This is a genomic window from Phaeodactylibacter xiamenensis (assembly GCF_965229835.1).
Taxonomy (GTDB): Bacteria; Bacteroidota; Bacteroidia; order Chitinophagales; family Saprospiraceae; genus Phaeodactylibacter; species Phaeodactylibacter xiamenensis.
The window spans coordinates 2,968,205-2,993,171 of the sequence record NZ_OZ245931.1 but is presented as its reverse complement, the minus strand read 5'-3'; the positions used below and the strand labels follow the sequence as shown (position 1 = coordinate 2,993,171).

At 52.6% G+C, this 24,967-nt stretch carries 17 protein-coding genes; 11 read left to right on the top strand and 6 right to left on the bottom strand.

Annotated elements, in window-relative coordinates; translation table 11 throughout:
- The first annotated feature begins 250 nt into the window (after positions 1-250).
- On the top strand, positions 251-3,814 hold the full coding sequence (gene dnaE, locus ACO08I_RS11025) for a DNA polymerase III subunit alpha (protein WP_421949328.1): 3,564 nt from the start codon (positions 251-253) through the stop codon (positions 3,812-3,814).
- Between the two features lie 211 nt (positions 3,815-4,025).
- On the top strand, positions 4,026-5,885 hold the full coding sequence (locus ACO08I_RS11020) for a gliding motility-associated C-terminal domain-containing protein (protein WP_421949327.1): 1,860 nt from the start codon (positions 4,026-4,028) through the stop codon (positions 5,883-5,885).
- Positions 5,886-5,979: 94 nt separating this feature from the next.
- On the opposite strand, the gene mscL is transcribed toward ACO08I_RS11020, so the two are convergent.
- Entirely contained in the window at positions 5,980-6,393 is a 414-nt protein-coding gene (gene mscL, locus ACO08I_RS11015) for a large-conductance mechanosensitive channel protein MscL (RefSeq protein ID WP_282784439.1), read from the bottom strand.
- Between the two features lie 482 nt (positions 6,394-6,875).
- Between mscL and ACO08I_RS11010 the strand changes: the two genes are divergently transcribed.
- The 3 genes from ACO08I_RS11010 (at position 6,876) to ACO08I_RS11000 (ending at position 9,095) form a co-directional block, all read left to right on the top strand.
- Positions 6,876-7,688, top strand: a complete 813-nt coding sequence (locus ACO08I_RS11010; RefSeq protein WP_044221545.1) for a prohibitin family protein — start codon at positions 6,876-6,878, stop codon at positions 7,686-7,688.
- A 131-nt stretch (positions 7,689-7,819) separates the two neighbouring features.
- Positions 7,820-8,392 carry a TlpA disulfide reductase family protein gene (locus ACO08I_RS11005; RefSeq protein WP_282784436.1) on the top strand — a complete coding sequence of 191 codons (573 nt, stop codon included), beginning with the start codon at positions 7,820-7,822 and terminating at the stop codon, positions 8,390-8,392.
- Positions 8,393-8,402: 10 nt separating this feature from the next.
- Positions 8,403-9,095, top strand: a complete 693-nt coding sequence (locus ACO08I_RS11000; RefSeq protein ID WP_282784434.1) for a thioredoxin family protein — start codon at positions 8,403-8,405, stop codon at positions 9,093-9,095.
- Between the two features lie 8 nt (positions 9,096-9,103).
- Here ACO08I_RS11000 and ACO08I_RS10995 read toward each other — a convergent pair whose 3' ends face one another.
- From ACO08I_RS10995 to ACO08I_RS10985, 3 genes are all read right to left on the bottom strand, one after another.
- A complete protein-coding gene (locus ACO08I_RS10995) occupies positions 9,104-10,003 on the bottom strand; it encodes a helix-turn-helix domain-containing protein (RefSeq protein ID WP_282784432.1) in 900 nt (299 codons plus the stop codon).
- 81 nt (positions 10,004-10,084) lie between these two features.
- Positions 10,085-13,210 carry a glycosyl hydrolase gene (locus ACO08I_RS10990; protein ID WP_282784430.1) on the bottom strand — a complete coding sequence of 1,042 codons (3,126 nt, stop codon included), beginning with the start codon at positions 13,208-13,210 and terminating at the stop codon, positions 10,085-10,087.
- A 286-nt stretch (positions 13,211-13,496) separates the two neighbouring features.
- The gene (locus tag ACO08I_RS10985) at positions 13,497-14,117 is read right to left on the bottom strand and encodes an HAD family hydrolase (RefSeq protein WP_421949326.1); all 621 of its coding nucleotides are present in this window, start codon (positions 14,115-14,117) and stop codon (positions 13,497-13,499) included.
- Positions 14,118-14,294: 177 nt separating this feature from the next.
- On the opposite strand from ACO08I_RS10985, the gene ACO08I_RS10980 reads away from it, so the two are divergent.
- Genes ACO08I_RS10980 through ACO08I_RS10965 form a run of 4 tightly spaced genes read left to right on the top strand, consistent with a single transcriptional unit; the run spans position 14,295 to position 19,449 of the window.
- The gene (locus ACO08I_RS10980; RefSeq protein ID WP_421949325.1) at positions 14,295-15,188 is read left to right on the top strand and encodes a helix-turn-helix domain-containing protein; all 894 of its coding nucleotides are present in this window, start codon (positions 14,295-14,297) and stop codon (positions 15,186-15,188) included.
- A 44-nt stretch (positions 15,189-15,232) separates the two neighbouring features.
- Entirely contained in the window at positions 15,233-16,507 is a 1,275-nt protein-coding gene (locus ACO08I_RS10975; protein ID WP_282784424.1) for an aminotransferase class V-fold PLP-dependent enzyme, read from the top strand.
- 57 nt (positions 16,508-16,564) lie between these two features.
- A complete protein-coding gene (locus ACO08I_RS10970) occupies positions 16,565-17,947 on the top strand; it encodes an alpha/beta fold hydrolase (RefSeq protein ID WP_421949324.1) in 1,383 nt (460 codons plus the stop codon).
- A 17-nt stretch (positions 17,948-17,964) separates the two neighbouring features.
- Positions 17,965-19,449, top strand: coding sequence for a T9SS type A sorting domain-containing protein (locus tag ACO08I_RS10965; protein WP_421949323.1), 1,485 nt, complete (start codon positions 17,965-17,967; stop codon positions 19,447-19,449).
- A 92-nt stretch (positions 19,450-19,541) separates the two neighbouring features.
- Here the strand turns inward: ACO08I_RS10965 and ACO08I_RS10960 are convergent, their stop codons facing one another.
- Positions 19,542-20,516, bottom strand: coding sequence for a polyprenyl synthetase family protein (locus ACO08I_RS10960; protein ID WP_282784418.1), 975 nt, complete (start codon positions 20,514-20,516; stop codon positions 19,542-19,544).
- Between the two features lie 33 nt (positions 20,517-20,549).
- Positions 20,550-22,217, bottom strand: a complete 1,668-nt coding sequence (locus tag ACO08I_RS10955) for a purple acid phosphatase family protein (RefSeq protein ID WP_282784416.1) — start codon at positions 22,215-22,217, stop codon at positions 20,550-20,552.
- Between the two features lie 289 nt (positions 22,218-22,506).
- On the opposite strand from ACO08I_RS10955, the gene ACO08I_RS10950 reads away from it, so the two are divergent.
- Both ACO08I_RS10950 and glyA read left to right on the top strand, forming a co-directional pair.
- Positions 22,507-23,424 carry an alpha/beta hydrolase gene (locus ACO08I_RS10950; RefSeq protein WP_421949322.1) on the top strand — a complete coding sequence of 306 codons (918 nt, stop codon included), beginning with the start codon at positions 22,507-22,509 and terminating at the stop codon, positions 23,422-23,424.
- Positions 23,425-23,554: 130 nt separating this feature from the next.
- Complete coding sequence (gene glyA / locus ACO08I_RS10945; protein ID WP_345894675.1) at positions 23,555-24,847, top strand: serine hydroxymethyltransferase; 1,293 nt, start codon at positions 23,555-23,557, stop codon at positions 24,845-24,847.
- Positions 24,848-24,967 lie beyond the last annotated feature (120 nt).

Genomic DNA, 24,967 nt, shown 5'->3' with positions numbered 1-24,967 from the left:
ACTCTTTCCCAATTTAATTTTTTGCTTCAACCGAAAGCCCTATTTTCGGTGTTATACTGACGATTGAATGGTTTGCCACAGCAAACCTACTCAATGTCAGCATTTACGCTGAGAAGTGGCTTGCGCTTGCCCTGATAAGCTACGCTTCGTCACGGGCGATGCTGCAAACCACTTCATATTGCGTATATCGTAGAAACTGTCAATAACAGCTCGAAAAGCCTTCTCTTTTTCAGCCGAAACCGATAATACCATGCCGGAATTCGTACACCTGCACTGTCATACTCAATATTCACTGCTCGATGGCGCCTCCGATATCGGGGCCATGATGGACAAAGCCGCCAAAGACGGTCAAAAAGGCGTTGCCCTGACAGACCACGGCAATATGTTTGGCGCTTTCAAGTTTGTCGCGGAGGCCGAAAGGCGCGACCTCAAGCCTATCATCGGCTGTGAGTTTTACGTGGTGGAGGACCGGCATAAGAAAGCCTTTTCCAGAGCCAAAGGGGAAAGAGACCGCCGCTACCACCAACTTATGCTGGCCAAAAACCAGAAAGGGTACGAAAACCTGAGCAAGCTTTGCTCCCTGGGCTTTATCGAGGGCACCTACAGCAAGTACCCCCGTATCGACAAGGAATTAATTGAGAAGTACCACGAAGGCCTGGTTGTTACTTCCTGTTGCATTGGTGCCATCATCCCGCAGCTTTTTCTGGCGGGTAAAGATGAGGAAGCCGAGCAGGAGTTGAAGTGGTGGCTGAATATTTTCGGGGATGATTACTACATTGAGCTACAGCGCCACCGCGGGCTGGACAATATCGACGTAGGTAAAGACAGCAAAGGCAATCCAATCTACTCCAACCTCAGTCAGGAAGCCGTCAACCAAAAGCTGCTGAAGCTGGCCCAAAAGCACAACGTTAAGGTCATTGCCACCAATGACTCCCACTACGTGGAGGAGGACGATTGGATGCCCCACGATATCCTGCTCTGCATCAATACCGGCAGCCTGCTGGAAGAGAGCACCCGTTTCAAGTTCCCGAGTTCTGACTTCTACTTCAAGACACAGCAGCAGATGTCAGAGCTCTTCCACGACCACGAAGAGGCACTGGCGAATACCATTGAGATTTACGACAAGATCGATAAGCTCACGCTGGCCCGGGATATTCTCCTGCCGGCTTTCCCCATGCCGGAGCAATTTGCCACGCAGGACGATTACCTGCGCCACCTGACCTACGAAGGCGCTAAAAAACGGTACGGTACGATTACGCCTGAGATCAAAGAACGCCTCGACTTCGAGCTTTCTGTCATTGAAAACTCCGGCTACCCCGGCTACTTCCTTATCGTGCAGGACTTCACCACCACGGCCCGGGAGATGGGCGTTTCTGTTGGCCCAGGGCGGGGCTCGGCGGCGGGTTCGGCAGTGGCCTACTGTGTGGGGATTACGAATGTCGATCCGATCAAGTACGACCTCCTGTTTGAGCGATTTCTCAACCCGGAGCGGATTTCCATGCCGGATATTGATATTGACTTTGATGACGAAGGCCGGCAGAAGGTCATCGACTATGTGATCGACAAATACGGGCAAAACCAGGTCGCCCAAATTGTCACCTATGGTACGATGGCTGCCAAATCCAGCCTGCGCGATGTAGGTCGGGTGATGGATGTGCCGCTTTCCGAAGTGGACCGGGTAGCCAAGACCTTCCCCAATCACCTCAAAGCCAGCCTCGCCAAAGTGCTGAAGGATGGCGATATCGACGACAAGCTCAAAGGCGCCCTTAACAGCGAAGAGCGCGAAAAAGCCTATCAGTTCCGGCAACTGGCCGAGGCCGACGACAAAATCGGGCAGATGATCCAAACGGCCCGCAAACTTGAAGGCTCCGTCCGGAACACTGGCATACACGCCTGTGGAGTGGTCATTACACCAGATGACATCACCCGCTACGTACCGGTGACTGCGGACAAGGACACCGGCATGCTCGTCTCTCAGTTTGACAACAGCGTGGCGGAAGACGCCGGCCTGCTTAAGATGGACTTCCTGGGTCTGAAAACCCTGACCATCATCAAGAAGGCGGTGGCTATGGCAGAACGGAACCACGATGTCAAGCTCGATATGGATATGATCCCGCTGGATGACCCCAAGACCTACGAGCTTTTTCAGCGAGGGGAAACGGTCGGCATTTTCCAGTACGAGTCCGCAGGCATGCAGAAGTACATGAAGGAGCTCAAGCCTACCGCCTTTGAGGACCTCATCGCCATGAACGCCCTCTACCGCCCCGGCCCGCTGGAGTACATCCCGGAATTTATCGACCGTAAGCACGGGCGCAAACCGGTGACTTACGACTTGCCCGATATGCAGGAGTACCTGGAGGAAACTTACGGTATTACGGTCTATCAGGAGCAGGTAATGTTGCTTTCGCAAAAGCTGGCCGGCTTTACCAAAGGTCAGGCGGATATGCTGCGGAAGGGCATGGGTAAGAAGAAAAAGAAGATCATTGACGAACTGCACCCTAAGTTTATCGAAGGAGGGGTGGAGCGCGGCCATGATAAGGACAAGCTGGAGAAAGTCTGGAAGGACTGGGAAGCTTTCGCCTCTTACGCCTTTAATAAGTCGCACTCGACCTGCTATGCCTTCGTCGCCTTCCAAACCGCCTACCTTAAGGCGCATTACCCAGCGGAGTTCATGGCCAGCGTGCTGACCAACAACAAGAACGACATCAGCAAGGTGACCTTCTTCCTGCAGGAATGCAAGCGTATGGGGCTGAATGTACTTGGACCAAGTGTGAATGAATCGGTTGCCGACTTTTCGGTAGACAAGAGCGGACATATCCGCTTTGGCCTGACTGCCCTGCGTGGGGTGGGAGAGGGGCCCGTGGAAGCCATTGTGGAGGAGCGGGAAGCGAATGGTAAATACGAGAGCATATTTGATCTGGTACGGCGCCTCAATTTGCGTTCTATCAATAAAAAAGTGATGGAAACGCTCGCAATGGGCGGCGGCTTCGACTGCTTTGAGGAGACCCACCGGGCGCAGTATTTTACCCCATCTGACAAATACGACAGCCTTTTGGAGCACGCCCTGCGCTACGGCAATGCCTATCAGGCGCAAAAGGCACAGGCGGTGAATTCTCTTTTTGGAGATTCAGATGAAGTTCTGATCCCTGAGCCCGAGGTGCCCGAGTGCGAGCCCTGGCCGCTCATCGAGCAGCTCAACAATGAGAAAAACGTCACCGGCATCTTCATCAGCGGGCATCCGCTGGATGACTACAAAGTGGAAGTGGAAAACTTCACCAACTGCCCGCTGGACCAGGTGGAGGACAGCAAAAACCGGCCCTCTCTCAACGTAGCCGGCATGGTGATCAATGCCCGCCACCTCATCAGCAAAAACGGCAATGGCTGGGGCATTTTTGAGCTTCAGGATTACAATGGCTCCCTGGAGTTCAAGCTGTTTGGAGAGGACTATCAGAAGTTCAAGCACCTGCTGGAAATCGGGAAAGCCCTCTACCTCAACCTGGGCTGGCAGAAGAGCTGGCGCGATGAAAGCCTGGAAATCAAGGTAAAAGAAGTGAAACTTCTGGACGGCATTGCGGAAAACATGACCGACGCCATCACCCTGAAAATCCCAGTGGAAGGGCTGACCATGGAGCTCATCGAAGCTGTGGACAAAGCCTGCGCTGAGCACGCCGGCCCGCACAGCCTCCGCATGGAGATCATTGACCGCTCCAAACGCCTGAAGCTGAAGATGAAAGCCAAGCAGCGGAAGGTGAATGCCGCGAATGGCTTTATTGCGGAGCTGGAGAAAATTGGGGTGGAGTATGTGTTGAATTAACTTCGGGTAGGTTGAAGGCACTTCCGAAGTGCCTTCAACCTATCCGGTAATAAGAGTTTCTTTAGATCCGTTGAAGAGCAGCGGATCAGCCGTAAGGTGATTATAGAATAATTAAATTGCAGGGTGGCGGCAAGTTATCTGTCGCCCTGCCCATTGTACCAGTCCAGCTATGAAAAGGTACCTACATTACTTATTTCTTCTAACACCGATATTGACAAACGCCCAACAGAATCTGGTTATTAATCCGGGCTTTGAAGAATATGAAAATTGCCCAACAGGAGCAGATTTTTTCTCGGGGTACTTGTTGGATTGGACTTTTTACTTTGGCAGCCCGGAATACCTGAACGAGTGTGGATACACCGACCTAGGAGCATTCCCAAGAACCGGGAATGGGTTTACGGCGGCCTATCTTTACAAAATCGTTACCAATAATTTTTCGGCTCATGATTATTTGCACGGGCAGTTATCAGAACCACTAGAAAAAGACAGTTTCTATTACGCTGAATTTTACATTAGACCCATCCCACGGCATGGCTACATCAATAAATACGAGATGATCGTAACCCCTGAGCCCATCGACTCCACATTGCCTTTCGATGGCGTGCTCAACATGGAACCGACCATTGAGTACGTGGGAGACATCATCACCGATACGACGCAGTATACCAAAATTTCAGGCTGCTTCACGGCGCAGGGGGGCGAGCGCTACATCACCCTGGGCAATTTCAATGCCGATCAGGAGACCGATTTTATCTGGGACCCCAATACTGCTATTGAGAAATCCAATTATTCCTACTTTGACGATGTCGGGCTGTTTAAGTTCAGCTTCGAGCACCTGCTCAATTTTGATACGACGATATGCGCGGGGAGCTGCATCAACATCGCCAACCGTATAGGCGGAGACTACAACTGGCAGTTTGCCGGCGCTTCCCCAAGTACTTCTCAGGAGATCGCGCCCCAGCAAATCTGCTACGACGAGCCCGGTGTGTTCAACATAGAGGTGGTCATGACCCACTGCGCCGGCCAAGATACCCTTCTGCTGGAAGGGGCTGTGACGGTAGTGCCGCAGCCCACGCTCACCGCTGATACTTTGCAGCAGCTGCAAGTCACTGCGGGGGATACCGTGCCGTTACAAGCTTGTGCCGCCGGCGACACCTACCAATGGCAACCCAGCCAGGGGCTGAGCTGCACCGATTGCCCCAACCCCCTGGCTACGCCGCAGGAGGATGTGGCGTATACGGTGCAAGTTTTGAACGCGGGGCAGTGCGCCCAAAGCTGCACCTACGAGGTGGAAGTTTTCGAGCAGCCGGACCCAAGTTTTGCTTTATCTCAGGATACCATTTGTAGCGGACAGTGCGCCACTGTAGAATACACCGGCACGAACTTGGATATCGGGCTGGCATTCTGGTCATTCGAATCGGCAGCGCCTGCGCAGGCAAGCGGGCTGGAGCCGCAGGAAATTTGTTTTGACGAAGCCGGCCAATACGAAATCAGCCTGCAAGTCGGCACCACACTTGACACCCTCATCGCTGTGAAAACTATTGTAGTCCTGCCGCAGCCGGAAGCCCCAGCTCCTGTTGCGGAACCTTACCGCTTGCAGTTTGGGGAGCGCTTACGCTTGTCGCCTTGCGCTGAGGGGCAATTCTACGCCTGGCAGTCCAGCTACCCGCTTTCCTGCCGCGATTGCCCAAACCCGGAGCTGGAAGCGGTCGGCAATGACACCTTGCAGCTCTTGGTAAGCAATGGCGGCAATTGTGCGGTGACCTGCCGCTATTTCGTGGAAGTCGAAGTGCCGGATAACATCTATTTGCCTACGGCTTTCTCCCCTAATGATGACGGGCGCAATGACTTTTTTGAGCCGCTGGGGCCTTATCATGAAACCCTTAGGTTAGAAGTTTATGACCGCTGGGGCGGTTTGCTATATAAAGGTGAAGGTATTGCTGCACGTTGGGATGGCATTTCCGGAGGGGAGCCAGCCACTGCAGGGCTTTATACTTATCAGTTGTTGTACCGTGATGTTCGCGATGGTCTGGTAAAAAAGGTCTCCGGAGGTGTGATGCTATTGAGGTAGCTAATGTATATTTCAATAATTTTGGAACGGTATATGAGAAGGAGGAGGAAAGCACTTCTGAAGTGCCTTCCTCCTACCCGCCTACCCGCCCTCTTTACTTCTTAAGCAAGTCCCGGATTTCAGCCAACAGTTCTTCCTGCGAAGGCCCCTTAGGCGCGGGTGGGGCTTCCTCTGCCTCTTTCTTTTCCGTCAGGCGGTTGTAAGACCGGATGATCATAAAAACAATGAAGGCGATAATTACAAAGTCTAAAATCCGCTGTATAAAAATACCATAGCGGATGGCAACCTCCTCCTGCACGAGCTCGCCTGCGTCATTGGACACGCCCTCCTGAAGCACGATAGCGAGGCTGGAGAAGTCTACCCCGCCCAGCGCGAGACCAATCGGCGGCATAATGACATCAGCCGTGAGCGACTTGACAATGGCTCCGAATGCACCCGCAATAATTACGGCTACGGCCAGTTCCAGTACGTTGCCTTTCATGATGAAGGCCTTGAATTCTTTTAGCATTGTTCAGTGTGTTTGGTTTGAGGCCTGAAAAATACGACAGAATCTCAAATAGTTGATCGCTAAAATGGATGAAACAATGCTTTTCTACATTTTCCGTGGCTTTGGCAGGAGCGAATAAATAAAGCCAGCCACTTGCGCTGTACTACATTTATCCTTACTTTAGCTGTGCACGTTGAAACACAAGGGCAGTAGCGCTTCCCCCCGGATTCCTGCTGCCCGCTTTTTTTGCCTCCTCTTTTCCTGATAGTAATACTATATCTCTTTCTTTAAAGCATCTCCCGGAAGAATGGCCAGCCATTTTATTGCCATCAAAAAAAGTAGCTTTTTCGCGAACTAAGCTCAGTTTGCTTTGTCTTTATAGTAAAGCTATCAATAAAGCTAGTTTTGCTGAAAAGATGGCTTTCGTTTGGGCTCACGAAACGCGTCCTGTGGTACTAAATCATCAATGTTATGGTTTATTGATCACCTTAAAATTAATGGCTATGAAAAATTTCCTGTTTTTAATGATGTGCTTGGCGCTGTCCGCGCTTACGACCAGCTGTACCGTAGTAAAGCAAGGAGAGGTCGGCGTCAAGCGCACTTTTGGGAAGTATGCTGACCGGCCATATACCGAAGGGCTTCGGGTATTCAACCCCTTCACCACTACGGTAGTCAAAGTGCCGGTCCAAACCGAAAATATGGAGGTCAGTCTCAACCTGCCTTCCAAAGAAGGGCTCAATATCCGGGCCGACATTTCCATCCTGTATAACCTAAAAGCAAACAAAGCACCCGATCTGCTCCGGGAAATCGGGCGGAATTATGAGAATAACGTCATCCTCCCTGTCTTCCGGTCTACCGTTTCCGACGTTACTGCCCGTTACTTCGCCAAGGACATGCACACCGGCGAGCGTGCAACCATTGAGGTGGCGATCCGCGATCAGATGGCGGGCCTGCTAGAAGAACGCGGGATACTCATCGAAGCGGTGCTGATTAAGAGCATACAGTTGCCCGCTAACCTGGCACGGGCGATCGAGGAGAAGCTGGAAGCCGAACAGCGCGCGCTCCGTATGGAGTTCGTCCTGCAGGAAGCACAGCAGGAAGCGCAGCGCCGCCGCATCGAAGCCGAAGGTATCCGGGATGCGCAAAACATCATCTCACAGGGGCTCGACCCCAACGTGCTGCAGTTCAAGTCCATCGAAGCATTCCTTGAGCTGGCCAAATCCCCTAATACCAAGGTCATTATCACCGACGGGGATATGCCTATGCTGATGGACCCGCAGCAGCCAGGCGCGCTGCAAAGCACGCTCAAGAACTAAGGTTGTAAGAACCAAGCGATTTCATACTAATTACTATTTTGGAAGGGTGCCGTATACGCGGCACCCTTTTTTGGTAAACCCTTTTGGCGCGCCGTCGTTTTCCTTAGGACAAGTATGGAAAAACGATCATCATGAAAACAGGACTGATTCTCACGATAATGCTGCTTACCAGCAGCTGCGGTGCTTCAGCAGATCAAGGTACAGCTGGCAGCGCATCTGATGAACGAGAAGTGGCAGCAATCTACGAAGGCTATCCAAAAGCAGACAGCCTTCTGGCAGGCATCCCTGTCTATCCAAAGTTTGACGATATCGCGCCCTTACTGGCTCTGAATAATGACACCACTTACATCGTGAATTTCTGGGCCACCTGGTGCAAGCCCTGTGTTAAGGAACTGCCCTACTTTGTAGAACTGGGTAAGAAATACGCCAGCCAACCGGTTCGAATATTGCTCATCAGCCTTGATTTCCCGGCTCAGCTGCAATCCCGCCTCGTCCCTTTCGTTGAAGAGCGGGAGATTAAGCCACTGGTAGCCGTACTGCTGGATGGCAAGTACAATGACTGGATTGACCGGGTTTCCCCGGAATGGAGCGGCGCCATACCGGCTACCCTTTTTTACCGGGGCAAGGACCGCCACTTCGTTGGAGAAGCGGTGCACAGCCTGGAAGAGCTGGAACAGGAACTCAATACCATTTATCAACCATAACACTTTGACCATGAAACACCTGATGACTGCTCTGTTGCTTGGGCTTTTGCTAACCGCTTGCGGCAATGCCACCGAAGCCGGAAAAGAGCAAGCCGCGAATACGGAAACGACGGAAGCCACTGAGACAAAACCTGAAGCCAAAGCGGTATCCCAGCGAGCGGAGGGCATTGCCGTTGGCGAGCAGGCGCCAGATTTCGAACTCAAAAATGTAGACGGAAAGACCTATAGCCTTGCCGGTATCAAAGATGCGAATGGCCTTGCTCCAAAGGGCTATGTCGTTATCTTCACCTGCAATACCTGCCCCTTTGCTGTAGCGAGTGAGCAGCGCATTATTGACCTGCACAACAAGTATGCCCCACAGGGCTATCCGGTGGTAGCCATTCAGCCCAACGACCCCGCCATTCAGCCGGGCGACAGCTTCGAGGCGATGCAGGAGCGGGCAGAGGAAATGGATTACCCTTTCGTTTACCTCTTTGACGAAGGGCAGGAAGTATACCCTGTTTATGGCGCCACCAAAACGCCTGAGGTATTTCTGTTGGATGCCGACCGCTATGTCAAGTACCACGGTGCTATTGATGACAGCGTGCGCGACCCTGAAGGCGTAGAAGAAAAATACCTGGAGAATGCCATCAATGCCCTGATGAAAAATGAAACGCCCCATCCGCCTGTAACTAAAGCGGTAGGCTGTGGCATTAAGGCTTAAGCTTTCACTTACCGATGCCCGGCTCTGGAGAAGAGCTGCTTACGGAAGCGCTCCGGAGTAGTGGCTTCGTACTTCTTGAAAAAGCGACAGAAATAAGCCGCATCCTTAAAGTTAAGCGCATCGCTGATTTCACCGACCGTCCGGTTTTCGTGAGCCAGCATGCGCTTAGCTTCCAGCATCACCCGGTGCCGGATGAGGTGGCCGGCAGATTGCCCTGTCTTCTCCTTCGCAACAGCATTTAAATAGTTAGGCGTGAGGTGCAGCAACTTCGCATAGTCTTTTACCAGCCTCGTCTCGCTGTAGTGCAGATCAATCAGCTGCTCAAACCGCTGTATGATATCCCTTAGCTGCGGCGTTTCGCTTGGGTTAGCCTGAAACCGGTCTTCGTAAACCTGTTGTGCCCGGCAAAGGATGACATTCACATAAGAGCGCAGCATGCTCATCATCCCGGTCTTGTTTTCGTGATACACTGCCAGCATCTGTTCGAGCAGGGTGCAGCAGGCTTCGTGGTTCCGCTCATCCAAATCCACAAACGGATGCTCATAGCTGGAAGAGTAAAATGGAAATTCATACAGCTTATTCATGTTGTAGCGCTGTGTGAAAAAGTCGGCCGTAAAGAACAGTACATATCCTTTCAGCCCCTCATCCCGTTCCCAGGCATGTATCATTCCCGGTGACATCAGGAAGAGGCGCCCCGGCTTGACATCATAGGCCTTGAAGTCGATCAGCTGACTGCCATTGCCGGAAGTGGCGAGCAGCAGCATGTAATAGTTGTGCCGGTGGGGGTAGGCAAACCCGTCCGTCTCAGACATGAAAACCTCGTGCCGGGCCAGGTCAAAATGTTTGCCTGCCCGGGTGAAGGCATTACAGCGCAGTTCATCAATATTAAAGCTTCTGGGTTCTGACATGGTGAATAGGTCTCCATCATTTTCAACGTTGCTAAAATAGCTTTTTTAGCCAGCAACGGTTGGAAAGAGCCGCCAGCTTTTCTATTCTGCCCCCAGCGGCAGCATAATGGCAGGTATCTGATAAGTCTTATACAATTCGTTGAAAGCGGAAATGTCATCTTTGGTGATTTTCCGCATCTCTTTTTTCATGCCAGCCCACTGTTGCAAAAGGTGCTCCAGCCGCAGTAGAGCTCCTTTCGTTACCACCGGTTTAGGATGGTCGATCCGGGCTTTCAGGTCCATTAGTTCTGCGCTCAGCCGGTTGGGGTAGTTGATCACATCCTGATGGGTTTCCTGCTTCGGCTGAATAAGATTGTCCTCCCAGGCCGTAATCCGGTTGATAAGGTGCTCGCCGGCATCCAGAATTTCCTGGGTGCAGTCTATTTGCTTGAGGTTGGCATGCAGTTGTTTAACCTGTTGCTTAACGTTGCGCATGTGCTGTATCGACTGATGGACCTCACGGACCGCCGACTCAATGCTCAGCAGCAATTCCTGTTGGGCCAGATAAGCCTCCTGAGGAGCCTTCAGCCGGGGGTCTGCCTGTAGGACAGCATCGCTTTTCAGCACCCCATAGGGGGTGGTCAGCCGGATACGGTATTGCCCGGGGGGCACTAGGCTGCCCTTGTAGTCTCCCAGGATGAAAACATGGGGCACACCAGGCATAGGCTCCCGCCGGAGATCCCAGTGGAAAACATTAAGTCCCCGGCAGGCGGGCAGGGTGGGTTCCGGTTTGGGCCCGCCTTCGTAGCTGTCTGCGGTTTCAGGTGCTTCATTGGTGAAGGTCCGAAGCGTATTGCCAAAAGCATCGAGTACCTCCAGTTGTAGCCGGAAGCTGTCCAGGGCTTCAGGCAGGTAATAAGCAATTTGCATACCGTTGGGAGGGTTTTCTCCAAGGCCGTATACCGGCTCATCCGGCAGGTCGGCAAGGTAGCGGATGGCAGGCTCCGGCTCGAAAAGGTGGGCGCGCTGTATGATATTGTCTTCAATTTGCCGCAGGGGGGATAGCCCGTCAAGGATCCAAAAGGAACGGCCTGATGTTGCAGCGATGAGGTCATTGCCCTGCACTTTTAAATCGGTGATGGGGCACACAGGAAGGTTGAGCTGAAAGGACTGCCAGCGCAGCCCGTTGTCAAAAGAAATGTAGAAGCCTCTTTCGCTCCCGCCATAGAGCAGGCCGGGACGAACAGGGTCTTCCCGAACGACTCTAATAAAGTGTTCCGCGTCTATGCCTCTGGTGATTTTTCGCCAGGTTGCTCCCTTATCCTCAGACAGATATATCAGGGGCTCGAAGTTGTTAAATTTATACTTCATCGCCACTACATAGACTCGGTCGGGGTCGTGAGGAGATACTTCGATGCAGTTGATGTAAGCCTCTCCGAGATTGGGCGGAGTGACGTCCACCCAGTTTTTCCCGTCATCGGTAGTCAGGTGCAACAGGCCGTCATCACTACCTGCCCAGATGACTTCCGCTTCATGTGGGGAGTAAGCCAGGTAGCTGATGGTGTTATAATTTTCACCACCTGCGCCTTCATTGGTGAAGGGACCGCCGCCTTGTCCCTGTTTCTCCGGTTCGTTGCGGGTAAGGTCGGGGCTGATTTCTGTCCACGAGAGCCCGCCATCTTCACTACGCAGCACCAGATTGGCACCATGCAGCAGCACATTTGGGTTTTGAGGCTGTACCAGCAGCGGGGCATTCCAGTTGAAGCGGTACTTCATGTCTTTGGGGGCTTTTCCGAGGCGCAGGGCCGGGTAAGCCATAATGTCGTTTGTCAGTTTTGTTTCCTGGTCATAAACCGAAAGGTTGCCCTGATAGCTGCCGCCGTAGACTCGTTTGGGATTGTCGGGATCAAGGGCGATGAATGCGCTTTCGCCCCCTGCAACCGGGTACCAGTGGCGGTCCGTAATACCCGCATCGGCTGTCCTGCTGGGAATGGCAATCGTGGTATTGTCCTGCTGCCCCGAATAAATGTAGTAAGGGAAGCGGTTGTCGGTCGCGATGCGGTATAGCTGAGCGGTGGGTTGATTGTATTGGGAAGACCAGGTTTTGCCGCCGTTAAGAGTCACAGTTGCCCCTCCATCGTTGCCCAGCACCATGATTTCCGGGTTACGCGGGTTAATCCACAGGGAGTGCTGGTCGGTATGCGGATTGGAAATACTGGTAAAGTCTTTTCCTCCGTTGTTAGATTTCAGCAAAGGGGCATTGAGTACATACACTGTTTCCTCATCGGTGGGGTCCACTGTGATTTTGGTGTAGTACCAGGCCCGGGCCACGGTGACCCGCTGATTATTGACCAGCTCCCAGTGCTCCCCCCTGTCTTCAGAGCGGTACACGCCTCCGTTTTCAGCCTCAATTACGGCGTAGACTTTTGCCGGGTTGGAAGGAGCGACACACACCCCTACCTTGCCCATTTCTTCAGGCAGGCCTTCGCCCAGTTTTTCCCAGTTCAGCCCGCCATCAGTGGAGCGGTAAAGGCCGGAGCCTTCGCCACCACTCCGTATGCTCCAGGGTGAGCGCAGGTGGTCCCACATACCGGCGTACAGTATTCTGGGGTTGGAAGGGTCTATGCTCAGGCTGGCAGCGCCGGTTGTTTCGTTGATGAAGAGGGTTTTCTGCCAGGACATGCCGCCGTCCATACTCCGGTATACGCCACGGGTCTCAGAGGGGCCATGTACCGCGCCCTGTACGGCTACGTAGACGATGTCCGGATATCTCGGATGGACCACAATAGCAGAGATATGGCGGGCATACCTCAAGCCCAGGTATTGCCAGGAGCGGCCTCCGTCCTGTGATTTATACACGCCGTCTCCGGCACTGGTCATCACACCCCGGACCGGATGCTCTCCTGTGCCTGCGTAGATGGTATTGTGGTCAGAAGGCGCTACAGCAATGGCGCCTATGGAGCCGGTATTAAAGAAGCCATCCGAGCAGTTGTCCCAGCTCTGGCCGGCATCCTCTGTCTTCCAGATGCCCCCGCCTGTAGTGCCCATGTAAAAGCGCAGAGGGTAACTGGGCACACCGGCAACAGCAACGCAGCGGCCACCTCTGTAGGGGCCAATGTTGCGCCAGGACAGGCCCTCCAGCAGCTTTTGCCGGACGAGTTGTTGAGGCTGTGCTAAGGCTTGTGCGGATAGGAAAATTAGCGTGGCCCATACCAGGAATTGTTTCATACCTATGCGTTTAGTTATGAAAGGACTATGGGGGGTAAGGGCACGCTTTCCCGTAGATCGTTTTCTCACCGTATGTGTTTTTTCGGCAGTGCTTAGGTTACTCCCCTGTTTGGCACTGCCTTCTCAAAGTATGCTGAATGTTGTTCTAAAGCTGAGCTAGGTCCAGCTTTTGCTAGTGTTTGCGGCTAAATATAAGCATAGAAGTCATTAATGATGTGTTTTCCACTGTTAAGCTTGCCGCTATGTCTGGTTTTTACGTATAATAACACGGAAATGTTGCACCAGGTTAGTGGATCACTCCAAACTGCTGAAGGGCGGTGCGCAGGGCCGTTGGGTTGGTAAAGTGGATGGTGCGTATGCCTTCCTGTCGGGCAGCCTGTACATTCCGGTGGCTGTCATCGATAAAAAGGGCTTGTCCGGGGCGGACACCGTTGCGCTCCAGTAGCAGGTGATAGATTCTGGGGTCGGGTTTTTTGAGCTTTTCCTTTCCGGATACCAAAATGTCTTCAAAGTATTTCAAAAAACCATAGCGTTCCCAGGCGACCGGCCAGGTCTCATGGCTCCAGTTGGTGAGGGCAAGCAGGCGGTAACGCTTTTCCCGGTGGATTTGCTCAAGAATGGAGACGGTGCCCTCAATCGGCCCGCCGAGCATCTCTGGCCACCGTTCAAAGAAGGCTTTGATCTGAGGCCCGTATTCCGGAAATTCAGCTGTTTTCAAGGCTATTGCTTCGGCAAACGGGCGCCCGCCGTCCTGTTGCTCATTCCAGTCGCCTGTGCAAACATGTTCCAGAAAATGCTCCATCTCCTGCTCTTCCTCAAAGAGCTTACGGAATAAATGGCGGGGGTTCCAGTCGATCAGGACGCCCCCAAGGTCGAAAATAATCGTATCCATTGGTGGTGGGTTCATAGATTAGCTTTATTGCCGCAAGATAGGAATATTTAGACCGCCTGAAATAGATCGGGTATTCGGATCTCACCTTCCGGATTTCCTGTGTTTTGTCTGGCAGCGGGCATTTTTTCATCTTTTGTCTTGCAGGGCAGCTCAATGAATCGGTGTCGTTAGTAAAGTGACCAAATAAACAAGATGAAGTTAGATCCACAGTTTGTAAGAGCAGAGGGCTTTAAAGCATTCCAAACGGGGTATAACCCCCTCAACCGGGTGGTTTATTCAGATCTTCAGGATTGGGTTTCCTGCCGGGCAAGTCAGGGCATTGGAATTAAGTATGTGCAGGAAGGGGAAGAACAGTACGAAGTGGATGGGCAATTGCATCATGTTAAAGCCGGGCAATTCCTGATGGTCAATCATCAGCAGAAGGTTACGGCTTTCGTGCGGTCCCGCAAAACCGTAAAAGGGCTTTGCCTGTACATCGATCCGGAACAGGTCAGCCAGGCGCAATCTCTGCTCGGGCAGTCTGCTGAACAATTGCTGGAGGGGCAGGCCTCAGCAGAGACCTTCGAGGTGCGTCAGCGGACTTATTCTGTCCGGCATTCTCCTATCGAATCCATCGTCCGGAATTTGATTCAGGGCCCTCATGCTTTATCTCAAAATAATGATGCCCTGTTCGAGCAACTGGCCATTGCGGTGGTCCGCAAAGAATATCAGGTCGCAAAAGAAGTTTTCGCGATCCCTGCCAAGCGCCGTTCCACCCGCGAGGAGCTGCATCAGCGGCTGACCATCGCAAAGGCTTATATGCTGGATAACCTCAGCCAGCCGATGCTGGTCAGTGAAGTGGCCCGGGAGGCGGCTCTATCGGAGTTTCATTTTATCCGGACATTCCGGCAGGCATTTGGGCTTTCGCCTAATCAGTTTATGCAGCAGGAGCGTATTCGTCAGGCCAAGGCGCTACTTCGCCAGCCCCATCTGAGTGTAACCGATGTCGCTGCACAGTGCGGGTTTAGCGACCTTCAGTATTTTAGCCGGACATTTAAACGCCTTGCGGGCGAATCTCCCTCTCGTTTTCGGGCACAATGCCCATGATTTTCCGTCCTCTTGTGTATATTGTCTGAAAATCCCAGAATACTATGCACTCCCGAAGGAAGTTCTTCTCTCATATGGGCACCGTCGCTGGCACTTTGGCTACGCTGCCTTTCTTTCAGTCTGATTCCGGTAAAGCGCTGCTGGAAGCGCTCGCCCGGCAACCAGATGCCACCGATGAGGAATTTTGGCGGCTGATTCAGCAAGCCTATACCGTATCTCCAACCATCCTCAACCTCAACAACGGCGGCGTCAGCCCTTCACCAAAAGTAGTACAGGAAGCCGTGGAACGCTACAACCGGCTGAGCAACGAAGCGCCCTCCTATTATATGTGGCGCATTCTCGATAAAGGCAGGGAACCCCTGCGGGCTCAGCTGGCTGGCTTGCTGGGCAGTAGCCCGGAGGAAGTGGCCATCAACCGGAACGCCTCAGAAGCCCTTGAGACCGTCATTTTTGGACTACAGCTGAAGGCTGGAGATGAAGTGGTGCTGAGTAAGTACGACTATCCTAATATGATGAATGCCTGGAAACAGCGGGCCCACCGGGATGGGGTCGTCCTCAAATGGGTCGACCTGGACCTGCCGATGGAAGAGGAAAGCGCCATCGCCGAGCGTTACATCAGTCAGTTTACGGATAAAACCCGTGTTGTCCACCTGACGCATATGATCAACTGGAATGGGCAGGTATTGCCGGTGCGTGCTATCGCGGAGCAGGCCCGGGCAAGGGGTATCGACGTTATGGTAGATGCTGCTCACTCCTTCGTACACCTGGATTTTAAGGTGGAGGAACTGCAGTGCGATTACCTGGGCACCAGTTTGCACAAATGGCTCTGTGCCCCCTTCGGTAGCGGGCTGCTCTATGTGCGCCAACCTAAAATTGAGGCCATCTATCCCTTATTCGCAGCCCCTGAGCCGGACAGCAGTGATATCCGCAAGTTCGAACACCTGGGCACCCGTTCCTTTGCCATTGAGCAGGCGATCGGGCAGGCCGTGCAGTTTCATAAACTCATTGGCAGCGCCCGAAAAGAGGCCCGGCTGAAATACCTGCGCACCTACTGGGTGGATCAGGTGCGGGACCTGCCAGGCTTCCGGAGTTATACACCAGATAACCCCGACCTTGCAGGTGCGATTGCTAATGTCGGGTTTGGAGACCGTGACGCCGGGAAGCTCTATGACCATCTTTTCAAGAAATACAAAATCCACACCGTCCCCATCAAATGGGAAGGTATCAATGGGGTGCGCATCACACCCAATGTCTATACGCTCGCGGAAGACCTGGACCGCCTGGTGCTGGCCATAAAAGACTATGTGCGATCTAATTAGCAATTTAGTGCAACCCCGGCTTTGGTTGAGCGGCTACCTTTGTTGAAAAAGGAAGTCATGAGAATAGGGTTACTATGGTGTGCGCTTGTCCTGAGTGTTACGGTATTGCAGGCACAGCATCTCAAACGTTCTGGTACGTTGGGCATTTATCCTGCAGCCCTTAGCGCAACGGAAGCGCTTAAGGCGGGCATGGATGCACCAAAGGGGATAAAAGTGGCAAAGGTGATGCCGGGGTCTGCTGCCGAAGCAATTGGAATAGCAGAAGGCGACCTGGTCCTTGAGGTCAATGGAGAAGCGGTGGAAAGCCCGGCCGGTATTGTAGCTCAGCTAGGTGAGCTCAGCGCTGGGGAGGAAGTTGTCCTGACTACCATCAGAGACGGTCGTAAGCTGACTCAAACAGGCCCTATGGGTGCCCGTCCGCTCCCGCTGGCTCCGGGGGCTACTATCGACTTCGGTGAGGTGCCCTATGGTGGCGGTCACCTGCGGTCTTTCCTCGAAAAACCGCAAGGAGATGGTCCATTTCCGGTCATCTATTTCCTGCAGGGCTACACCTGTCAAACCGTAGAGCATGCTAGCCCACATAGCCCGATGCGCAAGTTGTTTAACCAATGGGTGTCCAATGGCTATGCCGTATTCCGGGTGGAGAAGCCCGGGGTGGGGGATAGCGCCGGCACACCGGACTGTGAAAGCATAGATTTTGATGCTGAGCTGTTAGCATTTAAAGCCGGATATAAGGCTTTGCTGAAGCAGGACGGCATTGATACGGAACAACTATTCCTTTACGGGCACTCCCTGGGCGGAGTAGTGGCGCCCTTCCTTGCGGCTGAGTTCCAACCTGCCGGCGTAATGGCCTATGGTTTCGTGCTCAAGCCCTGGAAGGACTATATGTTTGACATCCACTGGGATCAGCGTATACGCATGGGCGAAGACCCCGGGCAGGCAATGGCAGATTTGCAGTCTGGCCGGCACCTGCTGAATGCTTACTTTGATGATGAATTGGCTCCTGCTGAGTTCCTAAAAACCGATGAAGACCGGGCTGCTTTTGCCGGTTTGATGTCCTATGATGGCCAGGAGCATTGTTTTGGAAGGCATTACTCCTTTTGGCAAACCCTGGATCGGAAAAACCTGCCTGCCGAATGGCAAAGGGTGGACTGCCCGGTGCTGGCCATGTACGGAGAATACGACCTTGCTGCGATTGATGACCGGGGCGCAAAGCAACTGGCTGGCCTAATCAACCGGGAGCGCCCTGGCAATGGTACGTTTCAGCTCATCGAAAAGACCAATCACTCCCTGCTCAAAATGGACAATTTTGAAGAACAACTGGATTTTGCCACCGGGCAGAGCGAGGTCCGGGCAGCGTACTACCAGAACAACTTTAATGATCAGTTTGCAGATTGCCTGCTCAACTGGATGTCCCGTGTTTCAGGAAAAACCCGATAACTCTTAAAAGCAACAACATGATGCGTATTTTTCTAAGGGCTTCTCGAAAAATAAAATACACAACTGGTTTTGCCCCACTACTAAGTATCACTTTGCTGATGCCCCTGGGCTTGTTTGCCCAAAACTATGTGGATGCCACGAATCAGATGCCTGCCGCATTTACCAGCGGCGCAACGATGGATGTGGAAAGCGCCGACCTGGATGGAGATGGTGACCTGGACCTCGTCCTGGCGGGCGAAGCCTTGGAAAATCTGATTTTCTTTAACGACGGGAGCGGGCATTTTACCCTCGATCCGGAGCGGATGTTGCCGGAGTACGATACTTTAGATAATTTCCCCGGGGAAGACAGTGAAGATATTGGTATTGCTGATTTCGATGGAGATGGTGATCTGGATTTACTTTTCGTCTCCGAGGATACGCCAAATCATGAGCTGTTGCTGAATGACGGAAGCGGAAAGTTCACTTTTGCCAACTACACCTTCCCTCAAAGTATCGGGAATGCCGTTTTGGTCATGGATATCAATGCCGATGGCAGCCCCGATATCATCATCGGCAATAAAGGGAACAATACCGTGCTGATTAATGACGGTGGGGCGAACTTCTCCAATGAGACCGTAGACCGCTGGCCGAATAATGCTGATAGCACACAAGATCTGAAAGCATTTGACATTGATAACGATGGTGACCTGGATATTTTTGAGGGCGCAGAATCTGGTGGCAGCAATATCTATCTCAACGAAGAAGGTGTTTTTACGGAGGCGAATGAACGCCTGCCGATTTGGCCCTTCGCCATGGAAACCCGCAAGGTCAGCCTGCTGGATGCAGACGGCGATGGTGACACAGATGTCTACCTGTCCAACGTCGGTTGGTCACCCCTGGCAGCAGGAATTGACAGGTTGCTCCTAAATGACGGCAACGGATTCTTTGAAGATGTGACTACCAGCAATCTTCCCGGGAATATTACGAATGAAACTACGCTGGAAGCCCTCCCCCTTGACTTTGATCAGGATGGGGATATGGACCTTATTCTTACGCAGTGGTCGGTCCCGGGCTCGCGAGCCTGCCATGTGCTTTTAAATGATGGAAATGCTAAGTTCACGGTTGCCCCGGAGTCGGTCTTGCCCCAGGCCAATTTCACACAGGGAACCGGCGTTCATGCCAATGATTTCAATGGGGATGGCATCGCAGACCTCTATCTGGCCAATTACAATCAGCAAGACTATCTCTTTTTTTCGGAAGTAGCCTCAGCTATTGGTACCACAGGTGGTAATGCTGAGGCTGATTTCCAGGTATTCCCCAATCCGGTACAGGAAGTGCTGAACTTTTCAGTCGGATCGCCGGGGCAGGTTCAGATATTCGACGCTGCCGGGCGGCAAAAGTGGTCGGGTGAGGTAGAGCGGGCAGGTGAGTTAGATGTAAGCCGCTGGGCTAAGGGGGCCTATCAGGCTCATTATCAGAATAAGTCCGGAACGGTGAGCACCCAACTTTTTATCAAAGTGTAATCAAGACGTAACAGTTTTCATAGTGTCAGGCTTTCTTCGGAAAGCCCGGCAAGAGAGTGGTTTCGAGCCTGCGCCTTGGCGTGGGCTTTTTTTTATCGCTTCCGCTCCGTAACAAAAGTCACCAGGTCTTGCAGCGATTGCCGGGAAGGCGTTTCCGGGAAAGTCCGCAGCAGCTCAAACGCCTCTGACCGATAGCGCAACATAGCTTCCTTTGCATAATCGAGGCCACCACTTTGCCGTACGAAGTCGACGACTTCCTTCACCTTCTCCGGTTGGTCGCTGTACCGCTTAATGGTGTTGATGATGTGCTTGCGGTCCTTTCTGGGTGCCTGGTCCAGTGCATAGATCAGAGGCAGGGTCATTTTCTTTTCCTTGATGTCTATGCCCAGGGGTTTGCCTACGTCATCCGTTCCGTAGTCAAAGAGGTCGTCGCGGATTTGAAACGCAATGCCGATCTTCTCTCCGAAGAGGCGCATTTTTTCAATTTGTTCATCATCCTGCACGGTGGAGGAAGCCCCGGCGCTACAGGCCGCCGCAATTAGGGAAGCTGTTTTTTGGCGGATGATATCGTAGTAAATCTCCTCCTTGATATCTAACCGGCGGGCTTTCTCAATCTGCAACAGCTCTCCCTCGCTCATGGCTTTGACGGCGTTGGAGACGATTTCCAGCAGGCGGTACTCCTTATTCTTCAGGGCGAGCAGCAGCCCCTGCGAAAGAAAATAGTCGCCGACGAGGACGGCGATTTTGTTTTTCCAAAGTGCATTGACGGAAAAGAAGCCCCGGCGTTCAAAGGAGTCGTCCACCACATCATCGTGGACGAGCGTTGCGGTATGCAGTAGTTCTACGAGGGACGCCGCGTGGTAGGTGGAGTCGCCCACTGTACCGCAAACTTTGGCAGAGAGGAAGACAAACATAGGCCTGACCTGCTTGCCCTTTCGGCGAACGATGTAGTAAGTGATTTTATCGAGCAGAGAAACCGGGCTGCGCATAGCTTCCCGAAAGCGCACTTCAAAGTGGTTCAGCTCTTCTTCGATCGGTTGTTTTATCGCTTCTAAGGATGTGGCCATGGACTTGGTTTTACTGCCCAAAACTACAAAACTTCATCGTTTGACCACTTGATATTTCCGGAGTACCTCCTTACCGCTACGAATGATGAGCAAATATTCCCCCTCTGGTAGCGACGCATTAATCGGAAATTTCTTGACGCGTTCACCTGCTTGTTCCGCAGGTATATTGAACCGGTCCTGAATAGCATAATCCCGGTTAATGAGCTGCGCAGCAACCGGGCCCGGCCGGGGCATGGTAAACTTAACAGTGACAAAGTTTTGCGCATCGGGCATCACCTTGGTGTAGGGCGACCAGTCATTGGGGTCAGAAGGCTCTGTTTGGGCAGGTGGCGGAGGAGCAACGGTTTCGGATGGCGCAGGGTTGTTGTCTGCCAGCCGCTCTTCCTGCCGGTCCTGAATGCTTTCGCGTGTAGCATCCCGTATCGGTTGACGGGAAGTTTGAGCCATCTTGTTATTTTGAATGTAGACTACATCTCCTGTGGGGGGCGTCCAGATGTTAAGCCCGAGAGGAATTTCGAAGAGGTTATTATGGCTCACCTCCGCCACATTTAGGGATTCATCTGTTTTTACAGTTCGGACCTCCATCCGGTCCGGCATAACGAATATCCACTTGAATTGATTGAAGCTGCCATGCGCCCGGGTCCATTGTTTGGCATCATCGGAATTCCTGAGGGGCGCCCCCCAGCAGCCTTCCCCGATGTATACGGTTCCACGCTCATCGTCCCTGATGAAGCCTTCCTCACTGCCCACACCACGGAAAGGCCGGATAGGGTAAGTGGTTTTGACCACGTGTGCATCAGACTCCAGGACCAGATCTACTTCGTAGGTATAAAATAATCTGGCCCAGTTGTTGTAGAGCTCATCTTTTTCGGGCTTTCGCTGTGTATGGGGGCGCATACCGTGGTGATACTGTGCCATTTTCCAGGTCACCTGCTGATTGGCATCCAAGTCTCCTTCCAGCCAGATGGCCTGACTGCCGGCAGGTGCGATCATCGAGTTGAGGGTATACAAACGGAAAAGGTCTCCCCCGAAGGTTAGCGCATAGTACACATCAATGCTGGGAACATCGAACAGCTCTGTAATCGATGCATTTTCCCGCTCATGATTGCCCCGGGAGGCTACGATTGGGAATAACCGCCCATCACTACCGAAGGTTTCCTGCCAGTCATCAAACCAGTCGCGCCAGTTTTCGTTGGTGTCCCCGCCGGTCATGTCCCCATTAAAAATGACGAAGTGAGGGCGCAGTTTGCTGACGAGACGGTTGGCGGTCACCCTTGCCTGCCGGTTATTCCGGGAGTCGCCCCCGGCAATGATGGACAAGGGCTGATTCGGGTTGTTAGGCGTGGTCTTAAACGACATGCGCCTGCTCATCCCTTCACTATCCTGAATGACAAAATAGTACACCGTATTAGGCTTGAGCCCGGTCAGGCGTACAAATTGGTTTTGCATGCCCTTTGCCCTGATAAAGCGGTCCGGGGCTTTGCGGTAACGATAGGCATTGGCCTGCCCGCCGTAGTCGATTTCGTCAAAATGCAGGACCGGATTGGTGCCGGAGACCTGATCCCAGCCAATAACCATCGTGGTAGCCGGATCGTCGCGCCACATACAACGATAGCGGGCAGTCAGCCCCATCAGCTCAGTAGCCGCGGACAATACGAAAGTCAATAGCAATAAGTAAGGCAGATGATGGGTTACACGCATCTATGGTTGATTTTTTCAGTCGCTCTGGAACAGTATATTATGTGCCAAAGGTATAGGCATTGGGCTAATCCCGGAAATAAATCCGGCCAGCACCGTTATTGTTTATACTGCTGTAACGGTTTTCAGTTGCAAAAAATGATGAGAGACGATGAAAAAAGCCAGTTGAGGCACGAAAAGTTAGTTTTGCCGCCCCTCTTGCCGCCCGTTCAGCAAGTAAATCATACCGGAATTCATTCGCAGGGCTGGTACTAAAGGCTTACATTTCGGGATCGTAATTTAAAATTCAGCCATGAGATATCAACTTACCTTACTTTTGACTTGCCTGGTGCTGTTAGTGCAGGCCCAGCAGCGCTACTCGACGGTTACTTATTTTGAGACAGATTCTTTTTCGCTGGAGCTTGATCTTTTCCTGCCGGAAACGCCTTCGCCCGTACTTAAGCCATTGCTGATTTATGTGCACGGCGGTGGCTTTTCGGGTGGAGACCGGGCCGGAGGGCACAAGCTGTGTGCCTACCTTTCGGAAAAGGGCATTGCAGCAGCAACGATTACCTACACCCTCTACATGAAAGACAAAAGCTTTAGCTGCGATGGCATCCTTTCAGAAAAGATTCAGGCGATTCGTTTGGCAGCCAATCAGCTCTGGCAGGCCACGGCTTTCTTCGAAGGTCAGGCTGAGAAGTATGGTATAGACCCTTCAAAGATTTTTATTGCCGGGAGCAGTGCCGGGGCTGAGACCGTACTTCATGCCGCCTTTTGGGACCGGTCGGTCATGCAGCTTTATGGTGACCCTTTGCCCGGGCGTTTTCAATATGCTGGTTTGATTGGCGGTGCCGGTGCGATCATGGATATGAGTGGGATAACGCCAAAGACGGCAATTCCGGCTATGCTTTTTCATGGCACTGTCGATCCGCTTGTGCCTTACGGTACCGCTGCCCATCATTACTGTAAAACAGATGCCACCGGATGGCTTATGCTCTTTGGCTCTCATTCCATCTATGAGCGCTACAGCGATATTGGTGCTGATGTTGAATTGCACTCTTTCTGCGGGGGCAGGCATGGTTTTGCGGGAGCTTATTTTTATCGGGAGCAGGAACGGGTAGTTGATTTTATCAACCGGGTGCTGAGCGGGGCGCATTTTCAAAACCACCTGATTTTTCAAAAAGGTGATAAGAATGCTCCCGAAGGTCAGGTCTTCTGCCGCGATTAGGGATCGTAAGCCGGGAAAAAACACGATCCGGTCAAAAACAGGCTTCGATTTTATTCTTATTTGCAAAGGGCTTACCTTTGCGGCAGAACGCCAAACCAGCATCCGCTGATTTTCAAAACCGTATAGTGACATCATGAAAGATACAACCGTTTTTAACCTCATAGAAAAAGAGCTGCGCCGTCAGCAGCACGGTATTGAGCTGATTGCCTCTGAAAACTTTACGAGCCCGCAGGTGATGGAAGCTGCCGGGAGCGTACTGACCAATAAATATGCGGAAGGCTATCCCGGCAAGCGCTACTATGGTGGTTGCGAAGTGGTGGATGAGATCGAGCAGCTGGCTATTGACCGGCTCAAGGAGCTCTTTGGAGCTGCTTATGCCAACGTGCAGCCCCACTCCGGTGCACAGGCCAATGCAGCCGTATTTCTGGCTGTTCTGCAACCCGGTGATGCGATTCTGGGCTTTGACCTGGCGCACGGTGGCCATTTGTCTCACGGCTCTCCGGTCAATTTTTCCGGTAAGGTGTACCGCCCGCATTTCTACGGTGTGGAGGAGGATACCGGGCTTATTGACATGGACAAGGTAGAGGCGAAAGCGCTGGAAGTAAAGCCTAAGCTGATTATCTGCGGCGCTTCGGCCTATAGCCGTGACTGGGATTATGCGCGCTTCCGGGCCATTGCGGATAAGGTAGGCGCCTTGCTGCTGGCGGATATTGCCCACCCGGCCGGACTGATTGCGACTGGTTTGCTCAATAACCCCATGCCCCACTGCCACATCGTAACTTCCACCACCCACAAAACCCTGCGTGGGCCACGCGGTGGCATCATCATGATGGGCGAAAACTTTGACAACCCCTGGGGCCGTACAACGAAAAAGGGCAATCCGATCAAAATGTCGGCTATCCTTAACAGCGGAGTCTTCCCTGGCATGCAGGGCGGCCCGCTTGAGCACATCATTGCCGCCAAAGCGGTGGCTTTCGGCGAAGCGCTGCAGCCCGGCTTCAAAACGTACACGGAGCAGGTCGTTAAGAATGCGCAGGCCATGGCCCGGGTCTTTGTGGAGAAAGGCTACAAGCTGATTTCCGGCGGGACCGATAACCATCTGATGCTGATTGACCTGCGCTCCAAAGGCGTGACCGGTAAGGTGGCAGAGCAGAAACTGGGAGCGGCAGACATCACCGTCAACAAGAATATGGTACCTTTTGATACACAATCGCCATTTGTTACTTCCGGCATACGGGTAGGTACAGCAGCGGTAACCACCCGCGGCCTTAAGGAAACCGATTGTGAAAAAGTGGTGGGATGGATCGATACGGTCATTACCAATCCGGAAAACGACAGCCTGATTGCGGAAATCCGGCAGGAAGTCAATACCTTTATGGCTCAATTCTCCTTATACGAGGTGGCAGACGCCACCATTGGCTAGAACAAACACCATTTTTGCCCACACTACTGGGAATATCTAAGACTCTAAACCTGAAAGTGCCTGGCTGGCTTTGCCCACGCCGGGCGCTTTCCGTTAGAAGGCTTTAGCAAGTGACCATTA